Raw genomic sequence first — 19,103 nt, forward strand, 5'->3', positions numbered from 1 at the left:
GGTGGGAGGCAAGGATAAGGCCGATATCGGCGCGCGGCAACTAGTGTGTATCGCCGCCGCGACATCGGCCCTGGGATACTTGTTTAATCCAGTATCTTGAAACGAGGATCGTCCGGATCGATCGACAGGATGGATTGCGCTTCCGCCACCATATGCGTCTCTTCCGAGCGGGTTTCCTGCTGGCGCTTCTCGGCCAGGTAGCCGTATATTTCAGTGACCAGTTCCTGGCAACCGTCGCGGTTCAGCGCCGAAATTTCAAATACCGGGCCTTTCCAGCCGAAACGCTTGATGAAGTCCTTCACGCGCTTGGCGCGTTCACCTTCGGGAATCACATCGATCTTGTTCAGCACCAGCCAACGCGGTTTGTCGAACAGCGATTGATCGTATTTCTTCAATTCCTTGACGATCGCCTTGGCTTCCTTGACCGGATCAACCGTATCTTCAAACGGCGCCAGATCGACGATGTGCAACAGCAAACCGGTGCGCTGCAAGTGTTTCAGGAACTGGATACCCAGCCCGGCGCCTTCCGCCGCACCTTCGATCAGGCCCGGAATGTCAGCGATCACGAAACTCTTTTCGTGACTGACGCGGACCACGCCCAGATTCGGATGCAAGGTGGTGAACGGGTAATCGGCGATCTTCGGACGGGCATTCGATACTGCCGTGATGAAGGTCGATTTGCCGGCATTCGGCTGACCCAGCAGACCGACATCGGCCAATACTTTCAGCTCCAGGCGCAATTCGCGGCGTTCGCCTTCCTTGCCATCGCTTTTCTGGCGCGGCGCGCGGTTGGTCGAAGACTTGAAGTGGATATTGCCCCAGCCGCCCTCGCCGCCTTTGGCCAGCAAGACTTCCTGGCCGTGATCGGTCAGGTCGGCGATCGCTTCGCCGGTATTGACGTCGACAATCAGCGTGCCAACCGGCATGCGCAGCTTGATATCGTCCGCGCCCTTGCCGTAGCAATCCGAGCCGCGGCCGTTTTCGCCACGGCCGGCGCGATGCATCTTGGAGAAACGATAGTCGACCAGGGTGTTGATATTGCGGTCGGCAACGGCCCAGATACTGCCGCCTACGCCGCCATCGCCACCGTCAGGGCCGCCAAACGGGCGGAATTTTTCACGGCAAAAACTCGCAACCCCATTGCCGCCATCGCCGGCAATGACTTCGATTTTTGCTTCATCTATAAACTTCATTCGAAGGTCCTAATGAGGTTGGAGGTTAAATTCTTATTGAAATGCACAGGTAACTTTACCGATTTTTGCGCATTTGTGTAGGGTAGGCACGCATTTGCACCTACGCGTGATCGCGATAGCCGGAGTACCGCCCATGTGGTATCAAACGGGCATGTATACGGAGTGAGTTCACGCCTGGGCACGAAGTGCCCACCCTACGCGGTATTTTACGACCAGAAACTAAAAAGGCTCTACCAGCGGCAGAGCCTTTCGCAGCAAGGCCAACGGCCCTGCTTGTGTCGACGCTTAGCGTGTTGCTTAAGCTGCTACGACAGTAACGTAGTTACGCTGGGTAGCGCCCTTGGTTACGAATTGTACTTTGCCGTCGATCAGTGCGAACAGGGTGTGATCCTTGCCCATGCCAACATTTTCGCCTGGATGCGTCTTAGTGCCGCGTTGACGAATAATGATGCCGCCAGCGTTGATCGCTTGGCCACCGTAGACCTTGACGCCAAGTCGCTTTGACTCTGAGTCACGGCCGTTGCGCGTAGTGCCGCCGCCTTTTTTATGTGCCATTTAAAACTCCTGGTATCTAGTTAAGTCAATCGACGCAATTAAGCGTTGATCGAAACGATTTGAATTTCGGTGTAATTTTGACGATGGCCTTGATGCTTCTGATAATGCTTACGACGACGCATTTTGAAGATCTTGACTTTATCGTGGCGACCTTGCGCCAATACCTTAACCGACACCGTAGCACCTTCGACCAGCGGTGCACCAAACTTAATGGTGTCACCAGCGCCAACTGCGAGCACTTGATCAATAGTGAGTTCGGTGCCAATGTCTGCAGGTATCTGTTCTATTTTGAGTTTTTCGCCGGCAACAATCTTATATTGTTTGCCACCGGTTTTTATGACCGCGTACATATGAAACCTCATCGAAATGATTGAAGACTATTAAAAAAATTTCTGTCCTAAAACGCCAAAAACAAACAAGCTTCAGCAACAAACTAACGCTAAATTGCCAGGCGGAATCGGGAGAACCTGAGATTGTACATGGACTCGGCACTTTCGTCAAAATCTCTTGACAAGTGCGAATTACGCCACACTTTTACGCTGCCGCCAGGCAACTGCGGGCAAATATTGCCATTCAAACATCCCACAAACGGAGTCTGTCCAGCAGCGGAGCGGCCTTTTTCATATAATGGCGGTATTCTGAAACTTTTTAAGGTATTGCCATGAGCGATGTACAAGCGTGGATCAAGGAAACCGTGACCAGCAATCCGGTCGTGCTGTTCATGAAGGGAACCGCGCAATTTCCACAATGCGGCTTTTCCGGCCGCGCCATCCAGTTGTTGAAAACCAGCGGCGCTGAAAACATCGTCACCATCAATGTGCTGGAAGACCCGGTCGTGCGCCAAGGCATCAAGGATTACTCCAACTGGCCGACCATCCCGCAACTGTACGTCAAAGGCGAATTCGTCGGCGGCTCGGACATCATGAATGAGATGTTCGAATCCGGCGAACTGCAAACCTTGCTGAAGGGCTGAGACCGCCAGTGGTCTCTTCCAGCCGCCAGCCAGCCGACGTCGGCCAACCGCCGCGCCGCCTGATTGTCGGCATCACCGGCGCCACCGGCGTCATCTATGGCGTACGGCTGCTGCAGCTGCTGCGCGACATTCCCGGCGTCGAAACCCATCTGATGATTTCCGACGCCGGCGTCCTGAATCTGCATCAAGAGCTGGACATGCGCCGCAAGCAGGTGGAAGCACTGGCGCATGTGGTACACAACGTGCGCGATGTCGGCGCCGCCATCGCCAGCGGCTCGTTCCAGTCGGAGGGCATGATCATTGCGCCCTGCTCGATGAAGACCCTGGCTTCGGTCGCCAACGGCCTGTCCGACAATCTGATCGCGCGCGCCGCCGATGTGGTTTTGAAAGAACGCCGACGGCTGGTGCTGATGGTGCGCGAAACGCCGTTCAACCTGGCGCACCTGCGCAACATGACCAGCGTCACCGAAATGGGCGGCATCGTATTCCCACCGCTGCCAGGCTTTTATCATCGCCCGCAAAGCATCGCCGAGATGGTCGATCACACGCTGGGACGCGTGCTGGACCTGTTTGCCATCCAGCACACGCTGACGCCGCGCTGGCAAGGCATGAAAGCCGAAAAAACATAAAAAAGGCCGGACAAACTGCTCCGGCCTTTTTACCTCGAACCACTTCAACAATGATCAGCGTGCGCTGCGCCCGCTCAGCCATGCACTGCGCATGGCGGCACCGACGGCCGGCTTGACGTCTGCATCCAACGCAACCTGCGGCGCGGTATCGGCCAGCAGGCGGACACTGAACGTCATCAGCTCGTCGCGCCGGAAGGCGTGGATCGTCACACTGTCGCCGACCCGGTAACGCGCCAGCAGCGTATCGAGATTGCTCGACACCCGTATGCCTTCGAGCGCGACCAACACGTCGCCCGCCGACAAGCCAGCGCGATGTGCAGCGCCGCCTTCGTACACGTTCGCCAGCCTGCAATCGCTGCCATTTTGCGCAGTGCGCACGCCCAGCGAAGGCTTGCCCGGCTTGCGCCGATCGGCCAGCGCGATGCCGGTCGGCGCCAGCAGCTTGGCCAGCGGCAGATCGTCGGTGGCGCGCACATAACGGTCAAAGAAACGCTTCAGCTTGAGCCCGGTGATCTCGTCGAACAAGGCTTCTACCGCAGCTTCGCTGACGCCGCGTCCGCTCAGCGCATTGTCGGCATAGAAATCGCGGCCATAACGTTGCCACAAAGCGCGCATCACGTCGTCCAGTGATTTGCGGCCCTTGGTTTCAGCGCGGATGGTCAGGTCCAGCGCTAATGCCACCAGCGAACCCTTGGTGTAGTAGCTGACGATTGCATTCGGCGCATTTTCGTCCTGGCGATAATATTTGACCCACGCATCGAAGCTGGAATCGGCCACACTTTGCTTGTGGCGGCCGCTGCCGAGCAGCACGCCATTGACGGTTTTTTCAATCAGCTTGAAGTACGCCGACTGGTCGATCAAGCCGCTGCGCAACAGCATCAGGTCGTCGTAATAACTGGTGAAACCTTCGAACAGCCACAGCAACGGCGTGTAATTTTCCACCTGCAGGTCGTACGGCGCAAACGCGGCCGGCTTGATGCGCTTGACGTTCCAGGTGTGGAAATATTCATGGCTGCACAAACCCAGGAAGGTACGGTAGCCATCGCTCATTTCCGGCTTGCCCTTGACCGGCAAATCGGCGCGCGCGCAGATCAGTGCCGTCGAAGCGCGATGTTCCAGTCCGCCGTAACCGTCGCCGACCGCCAGCGTCAGGAACACGTAACGTTGCATCGGCGCACGCTTGGCGAACTTGCTGCCGGCCGGCTCGAAAAAGGCGATCTGGGTTTCACAGATTTTTTTCAGGTCGGCGCTCAGGCGCGCCAGGTCGAGGTTCGGCACGTTGCCGGTAATCGCGATCTCGTGCGGTACGCCATGCGCCTTGAAGCTGGCCAGCTGGAAATTGCCCATCTCGACCGGATGGTCGATCAGTTCATCGTAATTGGCGGCGACATAACTGCCGAACGAGCCGCGCTTGGCTTTCAACGTCGGCAAGGCGGTGGCGATGCGCCAGGTTTCAAACTGATCGCCCTGCGGACGCTGGATATCGACCACATGCGGCGCGTCCTCCTGGCCGACCACGCGCAGGAAAACGCTGGTGCCGTTGAAGAAACCGTGGGTCTGGTCCAGATGCGCAGTACGTACCGAAAGGTCCCAGGCATACACCTGGTAATGCAAGGTCAGCGGCCCTTCGCACGGCGCCGCCTGCCAGGAATGTTTGTCGAGTTTCTTGAGCGCGATCTTGCGGCCGTTCGATTCGGCGCGGATCTGTACGATATTCCGCGCGAACTCGCGGATCATGTAGCTACCTGGAATCCAGGCCGGCAACGCCACGGTCTGCCCGACTGCCGACGGTTCGGCGATATGCAGCGTGACGGCAAACAGATGCGCCGCCGGATCAGCTGCGACGATGCTATACGACAGGCCGCGCTGGGCGGATTTGCTCATTGCGGACTTGCTCATTGATTTACCCGTATTCTTTTTCATCTTATCCCCGCACGTTGCCGGCAATTACAGTAAGCATCAGCGCCACTACCGCGACGCAAGTCAATTTGAAGCGCAGCTCAATAAACCAGGTCGGCAGGCCGTACCAGGTAAACAGCCGCTTGTCTGCCTGATAGGCCGCAATGAAACCGGCCATCAACAGCGCAAAACCGAAGCCGCCGGCCATGGTCGAGAACCAGGCGATGATGGTTGGCACCACGCCCCAGGCCAACGCCCGCTTGGTGTGATCGGCCGACAAGTCGGCGCGCAGCACCACTGCCCCCCAATGGATACCGCCCAGAAAGGACAGCGCGGCAATGCCATAGGCCAGTTGGCCGCGAATGAACTCGTGCAGCCAGTCGGGGCTGACCAGCCAGCAGGCCAGGGTCAACAGCACGAATGGGATCAATCCGGCAAAGCCAAGCAAATGAATAATACGTTTGTTCAGGAAATGTGGGTTCATCAGAAGGATGTAGATAAGCGCCGCCGGCGCCCCCATGGCGTCGTCGCGTTGCGCGAAAAGACGATAGTGTAGCGGGATTGCGCGCTTTCAGCCTGTGCCTCGGTGACATGGCGCGCAAAAGACGGGCGGATTGATTGCTTCAGGCTGGCGATTGTCGTATATCGGAGACGGTATCGATATCCTGGTGGATGCCCGGATCGTCTACCGCCACCTCGACCACGGGAAACGATTGCAGCAGGCTGCGCGCACCCTGATCGCCACGCAACGCCAGCAAACGAGGCAGATGCAATCTGCTGAAGCCAACCGGATTACCGCGCCGGCCTTGATAGACCGGCACCGCGATATCGGCGCCGCGACGCAAGGCCGACACCAAGGCCTCGATAGTGGCGCTCTGCACATACGGCATGTCGCCCAAGGCGATCACCCAGCCATCGGCTTCACCGCTGTGCCGCAATCCGCATACCAGCGAAGCCGCCATACCGTCATCGGCATTGGCGCAATGCACGTGGTCGCAGCCGTCGGCCTGCGCCAGCAGCTCCGGCGTCTGGTCCCGCAGCACGATGCAGGTCGGCAGCACAGCGGCCAGGTTGCGGGCAGCGCTTGCCAGCACCGTCCGGCCAGGCGCTGTCGGCAGCTCTTGCAACAACTTGCTTTGCGCACCGCTCGGATCGAAACGCTTGCCGCGGCCGGCGGCCAGCAACAGGCCGACCACTAGTCCTTTATATTGTTGGCCGCTCATGGTTGATTTCGTTGCAAGGACGATGTGCGCAGGATGGCAGGTTTCCAATCTCGCCGACGCTGCGGCGAGTGCAATCTACTTCAGCGAGGTGAACTTGGCTTCCATGGTCTTGGCATCGATCCAGCCCGGCGCCCGTGAACCGTCGGCAAAGATAATCGTCGGCGTACCGGTGACATTCAATTTGCGGCCAAGCGCCAGCACCTTGTCGTTGGGAGCCTGGCATGCCGACGGCGCCGCTGGCGCTGCCTTGCCATCAGCCATCAGCTCGGTCCAGGCCTTGTTCTGGTCGGCGCTGCACCAGACATTGCGCGACTTGACGGCAGAGTCTTCGGCCAGGATGTTGTACAGGAAAGTATAGATAGTGACGTTATCGACTTCTTGCAACGTGGTCTTGTGCAAGCGTTTGCAGTAGCCGCAGTTCGGATCTTCAAACACCGCGATCACGCGCTTACCGTTGCCTTTGACTTTTTTCATTGCCAGGTCCAGCGGCAAATCCGAGAACTTGACCTTGTTGATATCGTCGATCCGCTCACGCGTATAGTCGCGGGAAGTTTTGGCATCCATCACACGGCCGACAAAGACGTACTTGGCGCCGGCGTCAGTGTAAAAAATATCGTTGCCAACCCGCACTTCGAACAATCCGCCATAAGGCGTCTTGGTGACCGAATCAACCTTGACGTCATCGCCGAGCTGCGGCTCGATCAATTTCTTGACGGCAGCCTCTTGCAAGGTTTCCGCGCCGGCGACCGATATCCACAGACCAAAAACGGCCACTAACAGCAAGCTTATTTTTTTCATCACTTTTCCAATTACTCTTTATCGAATGCACGACCCAGGGCATGGGCCATCAGTTGCCTCTTTAAGACAGGAACCTTGTCCAGCAAGTTCAAACCGAGATTGCGCAATAGGCGCAATGGCCCAAAATCGGCGCCGAACAAGCGCTCCAGGCCATCGGTCGTCACTTGCATCAGCAATATCTCTTCCTTGCGCATGCGGGCGTAACGGGCTAGCACACCGGCATCGCCGCAATCGCGATGCGCGCCGCGCTCGGACAACACCTTGATCAGGGCCGCCACGTCGCCGAATCCCAGGTTCATTCCATGTCCGGCCAGAGGATGCACGACGTGACCGGCATCGCCGATCAGCGCGACGCGCGGCGCCACCAGCGCATGGGTGCGCAACAACGACAATGGAAATGCCTGCGCCAGCTCCGGTTGCAGCGGCTGCAGTTGGCCCAACGTGCCAGCCGTCAGCAACGACAAGCGCGCGGCCAGCTGCGACAACGGCTCATCCATCAATTCCTGCGCCAGCGCATCCGGCGCCGACCACACTAGTGAGACCCGTTGTCCGGGCAGCGGCAGCAGCGCAACTATCCCGTCGTTCCCGGTAAACCATTGATAAGCGATGCCGCGATGCGGCAGTTCGCAGGTGAAATTGGCGACTACGCCACGCTGATGATAGGAACGGTAGTCGATCCCGATTTCGCACTGGCTGCGCACCCACGACTGCGCGCCGTCGGCGCCGACAACCAAGGCTGCGCTGATGGTCTCGCCGGATTCCAATTGCAGGGTTGCGGTTGTCGCATCGGCTTGCAATGTCTTGGCACGGCCGCCGAGCAATTGCAGATTCGGCGCGAATTTCAGCGCGGCATCCAGCGCCCGATTGAGATTACTGTCTTCGACGATCCAGGCCAGCGCATCGACATGCGCGCTGTAGGCGTCGAACATCAGGTGACCGGCAGCGCTGTCGGCGCCGCCTTTCACCACCATGGCTTCGACCGCCGCCACCCGTTCGGCGTCCAGCGCATCCCATACCTTGACCGTCGACAGCAGGTTGCGCGCCACATGATTGAGCGCGTACACGCGCGTATCCCAGGCTGACGCCGCTGCGGCTGCGGCCGGTGCAGGCGGCACGCCCAGCAAGGCGACGCGCAATCCGGCCTGCGCCAGGCCAAGCGCCGCCGCCTTGCCGACTGCGCCATTGCCGACGATACATATGTCGCATTGATGGTTGGTCATCGGCGCGATGCCGCTGCTTTTCGCAATTGATCCGATATCTTTCATGCCGTCATTATAGCGACTACCATTCGACTAGCCCTGCCAATCGGCCGCAATCAGAGCATGCCTTATCGAAACACCGCGACGCATATGACGCATATATATAGTGATGGCAACGCATCGCGAGCGAAGTTGGCGCACGCAAATCGCCCGCCACAAAGTTTTTTTAAGAAGTTTCAACAAGGGGCTTTGCGAATCAAAAATGTTTTGCTATACTCCTGTCCCTTGGCCTGGTAGCTCAGTCGGTAGAGCAGAGGATTGAAAATCCTTGTGTCGGTGGTTCGATTCCGCCCCGGGCCACCAAGAATAGAAAAGGGCTTAGCTTTGGCTAAGCCCTTTTTGCGTTTGCGCTGCATATTTGAATACGGGAAGATCGAGACGGCGGCGGCAGGAAAGCCACACTTGTGGAATGCTTTTTTTGTTATCACCCCGGGATTTGGTAAGATCACAAATTAAGACAATATTAAACATATCTTTTAACGAACCAATTGCCCTCTCGACGCTCTATAAGCCAATCCGCCGGTGCATTCTGCCGTTTTGTTGGCCCGTCCATTCACCTCGCTGCTTTATGCTCAAAAACAAATCCCGCAAGCCGATTGAAATAAAAATTGCAACTGTGGTGGCCGTCTCTGCCATCTTGCATGATGCAGATCCGATGGCCTTGGAAGCAGCGCTCCAGGAAATGACCGGCGGCGTCGCCGACTTCTTCGACAACGAATTCGCCGTCATCGACGTCGCCGGATTGCCATCCGAGCGCGCCGCCATCGATTGGCCGCAATTGATCGGGCTGCTCAAGAAATATCAATTGAATGCGGTCGCGGTGCGCAATGCGCCGGCTGAAATGGAAGCCGACATCATTGCCAGCGGCCTCAGCATCGACAACGTCAGCGCCGCACGCCAGGAAGCGCCGGCACCAACGCCCGCTCCCGCGCCGGCCCCGGTTGTGCAGAGAGTTGCCGCCAGCACCATGATCATCGACACGCCGATACGTGCCGGACAACGTATTTACGCGCGCGACGCCGACCTGGTGATCACCGCGACAGTCAACAATGGCGCCGAAATCATCGCCGACGGCAGCATCCACGTCTACGCGCCGTTGCGCGGGCGGGCGCTGGCCGGCGCCAGCGGCGATACCTCGGCGCGCATTTTTGCCGCCAGCATGGAAGCGGAACTGGTATCGATTGCCGGCATTTACCGCACGTTTGAAAATGGCCTGCCGCCTGAACAGAAGGGGCAGCCGGCACAAATTCGCTTGAGCGGTGACCGGATTGACGTACTATCGCTCAATTCTGCTTCACGCAATTAATCGAATTCGACATCGTACAAATTTTTATTTTTTGTCTAATCAGTTGAGGATGGGGCCGCACAAATATATGTAATTCGCCATGCTTCGGTGGCTTTTAAACTCTGTCTTGCGGCTTTTCCTTGCAATTTAACCGTATTATTTAGTCAGTTGGGGATAGCGTAATTCGCCACGCTACGGTGACTCTTAAACACCGTCCCGCAATGCTGAACAATGAATAAAGGAGCTCTTCGTGGCAAAAATCATCGTTGTTACGTCCGGCAAAGGCGGAGTTGGCAAGACCACCTCCAGCGCCAGTTTTGCATCGGGTCTGGCCATGCGCGGCCACAAGACTGCGGTACTCGACTTCGATGTCGGCCTGCGTAACCTGGATCTGATCATGGGCTGCGAACGCCGCGTCGTGTACGATCTGATCAATGTCGTCAACAAGGAAGCCACGCTGACCCAGGCCCTGATCAAGGACAAGCATTGCGACAACCTGTTCATCCTGCCTGCGTCGCAAACCCGCGACAAGGATGCATTGACGGAAGAAGGCGTCGAGACCGTCCTCAACGACCTCATCAAGATGGATTTCGAATTCATCATCTGCGATTCGCCTGCCGGCATCGAGCGCGGCGCAGTGATGGCGCTGACCTTTGCCGATGAGGCAATCGTCGTGACCAATCCGGAAGTCTCGTCGGTGCGCGATTCCGACCGCATCCTCGGCATCATCCAGGCCAAGTCGCGCCGCGCCCAAAATGGCGGCGAGCCGGTCAAGGAACACCTGCTGATAACACGTTACTCGCCGAAGCGCGTCGAAGCCGGCGAAATGCTCTCATATACCGATGTCCAGGACATCCTGCGCATCCCGTTGATCGGCATCATCCCTGAATCGGAATCCGTCTTGCACGCCTCCAACCAGGGCAATCCGGCGATCCATATCAAGGGTAGCGATGTAGCACTGGCCTACGAAGATGTCGTCTCGCGCTTCCTCGGCGAAGACGTCACCCTGCGCTTCACTTCCTATGAGAAACCGGGTTTCCTGCACCGCATCTTTGGAGGGAAATAACATGGCATTGCTCTCGTTCTTATTCAACAGCAAGCCGAAGACTGCATCGGCCGCCAAGGAGCGACTGCAGATCATCATCGCCCGCGAACGCAACGGACGCAGCGGCCATGATTTCCTGCCGGCGCTGCACAAGGAGCTGATCGAGGTGATTTCGAAGTACACCAAGGTGAATGCCGACGACATCAAGATTTCCCTAGACCGCCAGGGAAATCTGGAAGTGCTGGACGTCAACGTGGTGTTGCCGGACGCATAACCGAGACCTAAATCGGGTGCCGGCTACCGCCGGCCTATTGATTGCAATGTAACGGGCACTTAAGCAGCAAATATTGATATGCTTGCCCCCAGGACTAACGCTGATCCGTTGACTCGCATCGGCGTTCGCCATTGCTGCCACCCAAAAGGTGGAGTTTTACAAATCCCGTCATACACTATATTTCAGCAACCGCAGAGCGCTGCAAGGCGTCCCCTTCGCTGAGCCGCCATTTCAGCCGATTTGGTACGCAACCCTGCCGGCACGACTTATTGTTTTTTTAATTTTTTTGTGACCAACCGAAAGCGCTGGAAAAAAATAAAAAATTTGTCTACAGCAATGTGGCAATAAGATTAATATACTCCTTGCTGTCGTCACAACTTCGACGCTTGCCCTCTGGGCCGTCGTCACCTAATACATACAAAATATGAGAATTGCTGTCCTTGATGACGATCCCAGTCAAACCGATCTAGTTTGCCAGGTGCTCACATCCAGTGGGCATACCTGCCATCCATTTCAAAGTGGGAAAGAGATACTGAATCAGTTGCGTCGCGAGAGTTACGACATGCTGGTCCTTGATTGGCAGGTCCCGGACCTGAGCGGGCCTGAGGTGCTGCGCTGGGTCAGAGACAAACTGCCCCGCACCATCCCTGTATTGTTCATCACCAGCCGCTCCGGCGAAGACGACATCGTTGAAGGCCTGGCCGCAGGCGCCGACGACTACATGATCAAACCGATCCGGCGCAGCGAGCTCGTTGCGCGCGTGCAAGCGCTGTTGCGGCGCGCCTATCCGATCCAGAATTCGAGCGAACAAATCGTTTTTAACGACTATCTGTTTGAAACCCGCTCCGGGCGCCTGACCCTGGCCGGCAAGCCGATTGAGATCACACAGAAGGAATTTGACCTGGCGCTGTTGTTTTTCCGCAACCTAGGACGTCCACTCTCGCGCGCCTATATTCTCGAAGCAGTTTGGTCGCGCGATGTCGACATCCCGTCCCGAACCATGGACACGCACGTCTCGCGGGTACGGAGTAAGTTACAATTACGACCAGAAAATGGCTACCGACTCGCTCCTGTCTATAGCTATGGTTATCGGTTAGAACAACTCACGGGATAAGGCGCCTCTTTGTTGCGCTGATAGACGAATATGCGCAGCACACTCAAAAAAATTGGTTTCCTGCTGTTTTTCTTTGCGGGTCCGGCACCGCTGTTCGCTGCCGCGCCCGCACTTGACCCCAACTCGCTGCAGGTCGACGCCGCCACGATCACCTATCGGGCGCAACTCGGCGACACGCTCGGCGTCATCGCCGAACAGCTGACATCGAACAAGAACAACTGGGTGCAGCTGGCGAAACTCAACCACATCCAGAACGATCGGACCATCCCGGTCGGCACCGCCATCATTATTCCGGTATCGCTGCTGCCGGACGATCCGAGCAGCGCCCAGGTCGCCGCCATGTCCGGCACCATCAGCGCCACTGCGGCCGACGGGCGCGCAATTGACGTCAGCATCGGCAGCACGCTGACCGAGGGCGCCATCATCAATACCGGCAGCAACAGCTTCCTGACGCTGGCCTTGCCCGACCAATCGCATATCGCCCTACCATCCAATAGCCAGGTCAAACTGACGAAGCTGCGCACCGCGCGCTATACAAAAAGTCCGCGCACTGAAATTACGCTGCTGAAGGGACGCGTCGAATCCAGGGTTTCACCGCTGGATAAGAACAAGGGTCGCTTCGAAGTCCATTCGCCGCTCGCCGTAGCAGGCGTGCGCGGCACCAATTTCCGGGTCGACCTGGTTGGCAATCAGGTCATGACGGAAGTACTGAGCGGCGGCGTGGCGGTTGCCAAGACCAACAAGCCGGTGACACTGACGCTGCACGCCGGTCAAGGTAACGTTACCAACGCCAAGGGTGTCGGCAAGGCTGTCGCGCTGTTGCCCGCTCCTACGCTCTCCGGTTACCCCGCACTGCAGGAGCGGCTTACCGTGCGCTTCGCCGTCGTCCCGGTCGCCGGTGCGTACGGTTACCGGGCGCAGATCGCCACGGATGCCGATGCCCGCAATATCGTCAGCGAAACAGAATCGAATACCAGCGACCTCAAGATCGATGGCCTGCAAGACGGCAATTACTTTGTGCGCATTACCGCGCTTGACGAATTCGGGCTGCAAGGTGTCCCGCAAATCACCGCATTCAAATTGAAGGCGCGCCCTGAACCGCCATTCAACGTCGAACCGAAAAACAAGTCGCGCAGTGAAAATGTGCTGTTCGGCTGGACCGAAGTCAGCAATGCCAAGGCCTATCATCTGCAGGTCGCCAGCGACGCCGCTTTCCGCGATCTGGTGATTGACGAGCCGGCACTCACCGCGCCGCAATTCATTGCCGGCAAGCTGGCGTTGGGTAATTATTTCTGGCGCGTGGCAACCATTGTCGAACAAGCCGATGGCAGCGATCAAGGCCCCTACGGCGATCCGCAGGGCTTCGCGTTACTGCCGGCACTGCAAATCCCCAAGATTGCCGACGTGACCGACGGTGATCTGTCGTTCAGCTGGCCAGGCGAGCCGCAGCAAAAATTCGTGGTCGAAATGAGCCGCGATGCCGGCTTTGCAGCACCACTGCTGACGCAGGAAACAGCAACACCGGAAATCACGGTGCCGCGGCCGGCCAGCGGCACCTATTTCATCCGCGTCAAGGCGATTGATTCCGACGGCTATGTCGGTCCGTTCTCGGCGCCGCAAAAAGTATATGTAGGCAGCCGCTGGGTCAGCAGCGATGGTTCGCCGCTGCTCAATATCGGCGGCAGCACCTCGGCAGGATATTAAAAAACACCACCAATGCCAGCCCACGCAAACCCGCCATGATCAAGCAAGTCATTCCTCTCCTGAGGCGGGTGGCGTTTCGCCAATGGATGGCGATTGCCATCCTGATGCTGATGGTGGCGGGTGGCATGGGCTACATGAATGGCCTCGGCCGCCTCGACCGGACCTTGTACGACCAGTTCATGCGCGCCGATTCGCGGCCGGCGCGGGACGATATCATCATCGTCGCCATCGACGATTACAGCATCAGCAAGCTGGGCCGCTGGCCGTGGGACCGCAGCCTGCATGCCAAGCTGCTGAACCGGATCATGCGCGCCAATCCGCTGGCGATCGGCCTCGACGTCATCATGCCGGAAGCCGAGCACGACCAATCGCCCAGCCAGCGTGCCGACGACCGCGCACTGACCAAGGCGCTTGCGGCCAGCAAGCTGACCGTGCTGCCGATCGTGGTGGCCAGCGCCGGTCCCGGCCTCAAGGCCTTGCCGCCGATGCAGGACTTCCTCAATGCGGCACGCGGCGTCGGCCATATCCACCTGGAGCTTGATCCGGACGGCGTGGTGCGCAGCGTGTTCCTGCAAGAAGGCCAGGACGACAAATGGTGGCCGCATTTTGCCGTGGCGATGGCGAACGTGGCCGGCCAAAAAATCACCGACGCCAAGGGCAACCTGCCTGGCGCGCGCATGGCGCCCGCCCCGGCCGGCAGCGAAGCCAGCCCCCACGACAGCTGGCAGCGCGACTACCAGATCCAGATTCCATTTGCCGGCAGCAGCGGCCATTTCCGTTCGGTACCGTATGCAGCGGTGCTGCGCGGCGATGTCCCCGACCAATTTTTCACCGGCAAGTATGTATTGATCGGCGCCACTGCGATCGGCATGGCCGACACCTTCCCGACCCCGGTGTCGGGCACCTCCGGCGTCATGCCCGGCATCGAAATCAACGCCAACATCCTGGCCGGCTTGCTCGACCACAAATCGATCAGCATCGCGCGGCCGTTGCAAACCGCGCTGTTCAGCATCGTGCCGGTATTGATTGCGCTGTCGAGCTATCTGCTGTGGACCCCGCGCATCTCATTGCTGATCACCGCCGCCCTGATGGTGCTGACGATGGCGGTCAGCTATTTGCTGCTGACGCTGGGGATATGGATTGCGCCGACGGCGGCCTTGATCGCGCTGGCGATTGCCCATCCGCTATGGAGTTGGATCCGCCTGGAATCGGCAATTTCCTATCTTGGCCAGGAATTCATGCTGCTCGACCAGGAACCGCACCTGCTGCCGGAAGTGAACACCGAACGGGCGCCGCAACAAGTAGAAGACCTGCTTGAGCAACGCATCAACGCGATGCGGGTCGCCGCGCGCCGCGTACGGGATTTGCGCCAGTTCATTTCCGATAGCCTCAACAGCCTGCCTGACGCCACGCTGATCACCACCATCGACGGCCATGTGTTGGTATCGAACCAGTTCGCCCGCGATTACTTCGCTGCCGCCGGCATCCGCAATATCGACGGCGCACTGCTGCCTTACCTGTTTTCCAACATGAGCACGCCGCAGGCGACCAACACCTCGGCCAACCACACGTTCAGCTGGTGGGACCTGATCGACCTGGAGCATGTCTCGACGCTCACCAGCGGCACCTCGGTACAGGACCAGCAGGGACGTGACTTACTGATCAAGAGCGGCCCCTGCCATTCGGCGCACCAGGTGCTGACCGGCTGGATCGTCAGCATTGTCGACATCACCATCATCCGCGCCGCCGAACGCAGCCGCGACGAAACCTTGCGCTTCCTGTCGCACGATATGCGCGCACCGCAGGCGTCGATCCTGGCGCTGCTGGAATTGCAGGGCAATCCGTCTTCGGCGTTGCCGCAGAAGGAGTTTTTCTCGCGACTGGAACAGGCGGCGCGCAAGACGCTTGGGCTGGCGGATAACTTCGTGCAGTTGGCGCGCGCCGAATCGTCGGAATACCGCCTGGAAGAAGTCGACTTCCAGGACGTGCTGTACGACGCCGTCGATGAAATGTGGAGCCTCGCGCACAACAAGAAGATCGACCTGATCACCGACATCGAAGGCCAGGAATTCCTGGCCAATATCGATCGCTCCCTGATGGCGCGCGCGCTGTGCAACCTGATTTCCAATGCGATCAGCTATAGCCTGCCCGAAACCCGCATCACCTGCACCCTGCGCCTGAAATATGTGAAATTGCTGCCGCAGGTGGTGTGCAAGATTACCGACCAGGGCTTCGGCATCGCGCCGCATGACCAGATCAAGTTGTTTCAACGCTATCAACGCGTCAGTGCCCCAGGGCAACCCCGTTCGGATGGCACCGGCCTTGGCCTGGTGTTCGTCAAGACGGTTGTTGAACGTCATTTCGGCGAAATTTCGCTGCAAAGCACGATCGGCGAAGGCAGCACCTTCACAGTGACGTTGCCGGCGCTCACTATTTAAGATTCGCGATCATGGCCCTTGCAAGAGCGGAATTTCCCTGGCGGCGACTAAGAGTATAATCACGGGTTAACAACGATTACCCTTCCCGCTCCCACATGCACCTGCTGACCGTCGGACTCAACCACACCACCGCGCCTGTTTCCCTGCGCGAAAAGGTGGCATTCCCGGCCGACCAGATCGGCCAGGCGGTGATGGCGGCGCGCGCCTGGTTTAGCGGCGGCAGTGCGGTCAACATGTCGGATGAAGCGGCGATCCTGTCGACCTGCAACCGCACCGAACTGTACGCCGCAGGCGATTTGCAGAACGGCGCCGGTGCCGCAATTGACGCCGCAATCGATTCAACCGCCCATTTCCTGGCCCATTATCATCAGCTTGCCTACGCTGACCTGCGTCCGCACCTGTACACGTTGCCGCAAGACAATGCAGTACGCCATGCGTTCCGCGTTGCTTCGGGGCTCGATTCGATGGTGCTGGGCGAAGCGCAGATCCTCGGCCAGATGAAGGATGCGGTGCGCCACGCAGAAGCGGCGGGCGGGCTCGGCACCTATCTGCATCAATTATTCCAGCGTACGTTCGCAGTCGCCAAGGAAGTGCGCAGCACCACTGAAATCGGCGCCCACAGCGTCTCGATGGCCGCAGCAGCCGTGCGCATGTCGGAACGGATTTTCGATACCGTCGCCGGCCAGCATGTGCTGTTTATCGGCGCCGGTGAAATGATCGAATTGTGCGCCACGCACTTTGCTGCGCAAAATCCGAAATCCCTGACAGTTGCCAACCGCACCCTGGAACGCGCCGAACTGCTGGCGCACCGCTTCAATGGTCAGGCCATGCGGCTGGCCGATCTGCCGACCCAACTCGGCAACTACGACATCATCGTCTCCAGCACCGCATCGAGCTTGCCGATCATCGGCCTCGGCATGGTCGAGCGCGCCGTCAAGGCGCGTCGCCACAAACCGATGTTCATGCTCGACCTGGCGGTGCCGCGCGATATTGAAACCGAAATCGGTCGCCTTGACGACATCTTCCTGTACACCGTCGACGATCTCGGTTCGGTGGTGCAGACCGGCATGGAAAACCGCCAGGCTGCTGTCGCACAAGCCGAAGCCATCATCGAAACCCGCGTGCAGTCGTTCATGCACTGGGTCGACAACCGCGCCGTGGTGCCGGTGATCCAGGACTTGCAGGAATCCAGCGAAGCGATGCGTCGCATGGAGCTGGAACGTGCGCGCAAGATGCTGGCCAAGGGCGAAGATATCGAAGTCGTACTGGAAGCACTTTCCAAAGGCCTGACCGCCAAGTTCATGCATGGCCCGCAACAGGCCTTGCACAACGCCCACGGCGACGAACGCGCGCGCCTGGCTACCCTGCTGCCGCAACTGTTCCGCACCAAGCGTTAGCGCGCCTGCGCAATTCCCGCACATGGCCACGACCAGTCGTGCCGCCCTGTGCAGCACGCGGCGCCACTGTCGGCGCCTTGATTCTGCCCCCCTCTTTTCTCCTGATAGAAATACGCAATGAAACCATCCATGCTCGCCAAGCTCGACCAACTCGCCAATCGCCTGGTCGAAGTCAACGATCTGCTCAACCAGGAAGAAGCCACTGCCAACATGGACAGCTATCGCAAGCTGAACCGCGAACATGCTGAGCTAGGGCCGCTGGTCGAGTTGTATCAGACCTACCAGCAAGCCATTGCCGATATCGAGGCGGCCCAGGAGATGCAGTCCGATCCGGACATGAAGGAATTCGCGCAAGAAGAAATCCAGGCCGCCAAGGAGCGCATGGAACAACTGGAAGGCGATCTGCAAAAGATGCTGCTGCCGAAGGACCCCAACGACGAACGCAATATTTTCCTGGAAATCCGCGCCGGCACCGGCGGCGACGAATCGGCGCTGTTCGCCGGCGACTTGCTGCGCATGTACACGCGCTTCGCCGAACGTAACCGCTGGCAGGTGGAGATGGTGTCGGAATCGCCATCGGAAATCGGCGGCTACAAGGAAGTCATCGTGCGCGTGATCGGCTTCGGCGCTTATTCCAAGCTGAAGTTCGAATCCGGCGGCCATCGCGTGCAGCGGGTGCCGGCTACCGAAACCCAGGGCCGCATCCATACTTCTGCATGTACCGTGGCGGTCATGCCGGAAGCTGACGAAGTGGGCGATGTCGAGATCAACCCGGCCGATATCCGCATCGATACCTACCGCGCCTCCGGCGCTGGCGGCCAACACATCAACAAGACCGATTCGGCAGTGCGCATCACGCACATCCCGACCGGCATCGTGGTCGAATGCCAGGACGACCGCAGCCAGCACAAGAACAAGGCGTCGGCATTGAAAGTGCTGGCGGCGCGCATCAAGGACGGCCAGTTGCGCGAACAGCAATCGAAGGAAGCTGCGACCCGCAAATCGCTGATCGGCTCGGGCGACCGCAGCGAACGGATTCGCACCTACAATTTCCCGCAAGGCCGCATGACCGACCATCGCATCAACCTGACCTTGTACAAACTCGATTTCATCATGGACGGCGATTTGCAGGAATTGACCAATGCACTGGCGGCGGAACACCAGGCCGACCTGCTGGCCGCGCTTGGCGACGCCATCTGATTGAATTGACTGCGCGACCAGGTAAGCGACTAAATAAGTGACTAAGTAAGCGCAACGCGTTGCCGGGCAATCGCGCGACTATTCGGAAAATCGAATATGCTGATGCCTGGCAACGGA

General features: G+C 58.5%; 18 protein-coding genes and 1 tRNA gene. 11 read left to right on the forward strand and 8 right to left on the reverse strand.

Annotated elements, in window-relative coordinates; genetic code table 11:
* Positions 1-83 precede the first annotated feature (83 nt).
* The 3 genes from obgE to rplU form a co-directional block, all read right to left on the reverse strand.
* Complete coding sequence (obgE, locus tag ACIPF8_RS15940; protein WP_400422761.1) at positions 84-1,193, reverse strand: GTPase ObgE; 1,110 nt, start codon at positions 1,191-1,193, stop codon at positions 84-86.
* 297 nt (positions 1,194-1,490) lie between these two features.
* Positions 1,491-1,748: a 50S ribosomal protein L27 gene (rpmA, locus tag ACIPF8_RS15945; protein ID WP_014007873.1), complete on the reverse strand. Its 258-nt coding sequence runs from the start codon at positions 1,746-1,748 to the stop codon at positions 1,491-1,493.
* Between the two features lie 38 nt (positions 1,749-1,786).
* Positions 1,787-2,098, reverse strand: coding sequence for a 50S ribosomal protein L21 (rplU, locus tag ACIPF8_RS15950; protein ID WP_038493216.1), 312 nt, complete (start codon positions 2,096-2,098; stop codon positions 1,787-1,789).
* A 311-nt stretch (positions 2,099-2,409) separates the two neighbouring features.
* Between rplU and grxD the strand changes: the two genes are divergently transcribed.
* Both grxD and ACIPF8_RS15960 read left to right on the forward strand, forming a co-directional pair.
* A complete protein-coding gene (grxD, locus tag ACIPF8_RS15955; RefSeq protein ID WP_061534590.1) occupies positions 2,410-2,721 on the forward strand; it encodes a Grx4 family monothiol glutaredoxin in 312 nt (103 codons plus the stop codon).
* 8 nt (positions 2,722-2,729) lie between these two features.
* Positions 2,730-3,350: a UbiX family flavin prenyltransferase gene (locus tag ACIPF8_RS15960; protein ID WP_400422765.1), complete on the forward strand. Its 621-nt coding sequence runs from the start codon at positions 2,730-2,732 to the stop codon at positions 3,348-3,350.
* Between the two features lie 54 nt (positions 3,351-3,404).
* Here ACIPF8_RS15960 and ACIPF8_RS15965 read toward each other — a convergent pair whose 3' ends face one another.
* From ACIPF8_RS15965 to ACIPF8_RS15985, 5 genes are all read right to left on the reverse strand, one after another.
* A complete protein-coding gene (locus ACIPF8_RS15965; RefSeq protein ID WP_400422768.1) occupies positions 3,405-5,234 on the reverse strand; it encodes a M61 family metallopeptidase in 1,830 nt (609 codons plus the stop codon).
* A gap of 40 nt (positions 5,235-5,274) precedes the next feature.
* Positions 5,275-5,733, reverse strand: coding sequence for a DUF3429 domain-containing protein (locus ACIPF8_RS15970; RefSeq protein WP_061534593.1), 459 nt, complete (start codon positions 5,731-5,733; stop codon positions 5,275-5,277).
* Between the two features lie 139 nt (positions 5,734-5,872).
* On the reverse strand, positions 5,873-6,472 hold the full coding sequence (locus tag ACIPF8_RS15975; RefSeq protein WP_400422771.1) for an NTP transferase domain-containing protein: 600 nt from the start codon (positions 6,470-6,472) through the stop codon (positions 5,873-5,875).
* 75 nt (positions 6,473-6,547) lie between these two features.
* Positions 6,548-7,270: a DsbC family protein gene (locus ACIPF8_RS15980; protein ID WP_400422774.1), complete on the reverse strand. Its 723-nt coding sequence runs from the start codon at positions 7,268-7,270 to the stop codon at positions 6,548-6,550.
* Between the two features lie 11 nt (positions 7,271-7,281).
* A complete protein-coding gene (locus ACIPF8_RS15985) occupies positions 7,282-8,490 on the reverse strand; it encodes an FAD-dependent monooxygenase (protein WP_400423011.1) in 1,209 nt (402 codons plus the stop codon).
* A gap of 266 nt (positions 8,491-8,756) precedes the next feature.
* Here ACIPF8_RS15985 and ACIPF8_RS15990 point away from each other — a divergent pair.
* The 9 genes from ACIPF8_RS15990 to prfA all read left to right on the forward strand — a co-directional run bounded on the left by ACIPF8_RS15990 (position 8,757) and on the right by prfA (position 18,986).
* Positions 8,757-8,832: transfer RNA gene (locus ACIPF8_RS15990), tRNA-Phe, on the forward strand.
* A 265-nt stretch (positions 8,833-9,097) separates the two neighbouring features.
* Entirely contained in the window at positions 9,098-9,835 is a 738-nt protein-coding gene (minC, locus tag ACIPF8_RS15995) for a septum site-determining protein MinC (RefSeq protein WP_400422776.1), read from the forward strand.
* Positions 9,836-10,064: 229 nt separating this feature from the next.
* Positions 10,065-10,880: a septum site-determining protein MinD gene (gene minD, locus ACIPF8_RS16000; protein WP_400422779.1), complete on the forward strand. Its 816-nt coding sequence runs from the start codon at positions 10,065-10,067 to the stop codon at positions 10,878-10,880.
* A gap of 1 nt (position 10,881) precedes the next feature.
* Entirely contained in the window at positions 10,882-11,133 is a 252-nt protein-coding gene (minE, locus tag ACIPF8_RS16005; RefSeq protein ID WP_038493233.1) for a cell division topological specificity factor MinE, read from the forward strand.
* Between the two features lie 424 nt (positions 11,134-11,557).
* Complete coding sequence (locus ACIPF8_RS16010; protein ID WP_400422783.1) at positions 11,558-12,247, forward strand: response regulator transcription factor; 690 nt, start codon at positions 11,558-11,560, stop codon at positions 12,245-12,247.
* Positions 12,248-12,277: 30 nt separating this feature from the next.
* Complete coding sequence (locus ACIPF8_RS16015; protein ID WP_400422786.1) at positions 12,278-13,951, forward strand: FecR domain-containing protein; 1,674 nt, start codon at positions 12,278-12,280, stop codon at positions 13,949-13,951.
* 35 nt (positions 13,952-13,986) lie between these two features.
* On the forward strand, positions 13,987-16,389 hold the full coding sequence (locus ACIPF8_RS16020) for a CHASE2 domain-containing protein (protein ID WP_400422789.1): 2,403 nt from the start codon (positions 13,987-13,989) through the stop codon (positions 16,387-16,389).
* 95 nt (positions 16,390-16,484) lie between these two features.
* Positions 16,485-17,786, forward strand: coding sequence for a glutamyl-tRNA reductase (gene hemA, locus ACIPF8_RS16025; RefSeq protein WP_400422792.1), 1,302 nt, complete (start codon positions 16,485-16,487; stop codon positions 17,784-17,786).
* Positions 17,787-17,903: 117 nt separating this feature from the next.
* Positions 17,904-18,986, forward strand: coding sequence for a peptide chain release factor 1 (gene prfA / locus ACIPF8_RS16030; RefSeq protein WP_400422795.1), 1,083 nt, complete (start codon positions 17,904-17,906; stop codon positions 18,984-18,986).
* Positions 18,987-19,103 lie beyond the last annotated feature (117 nt).

The organism is Collimonas sp. NPDC087041, from assembly GCF_044745265.1.
Classification (GTDB): Bacteria; Pseudomonadota; Gammaproteobacteria; order Burkholderiales; family Burkholderiaceae_D; genus Collimonas.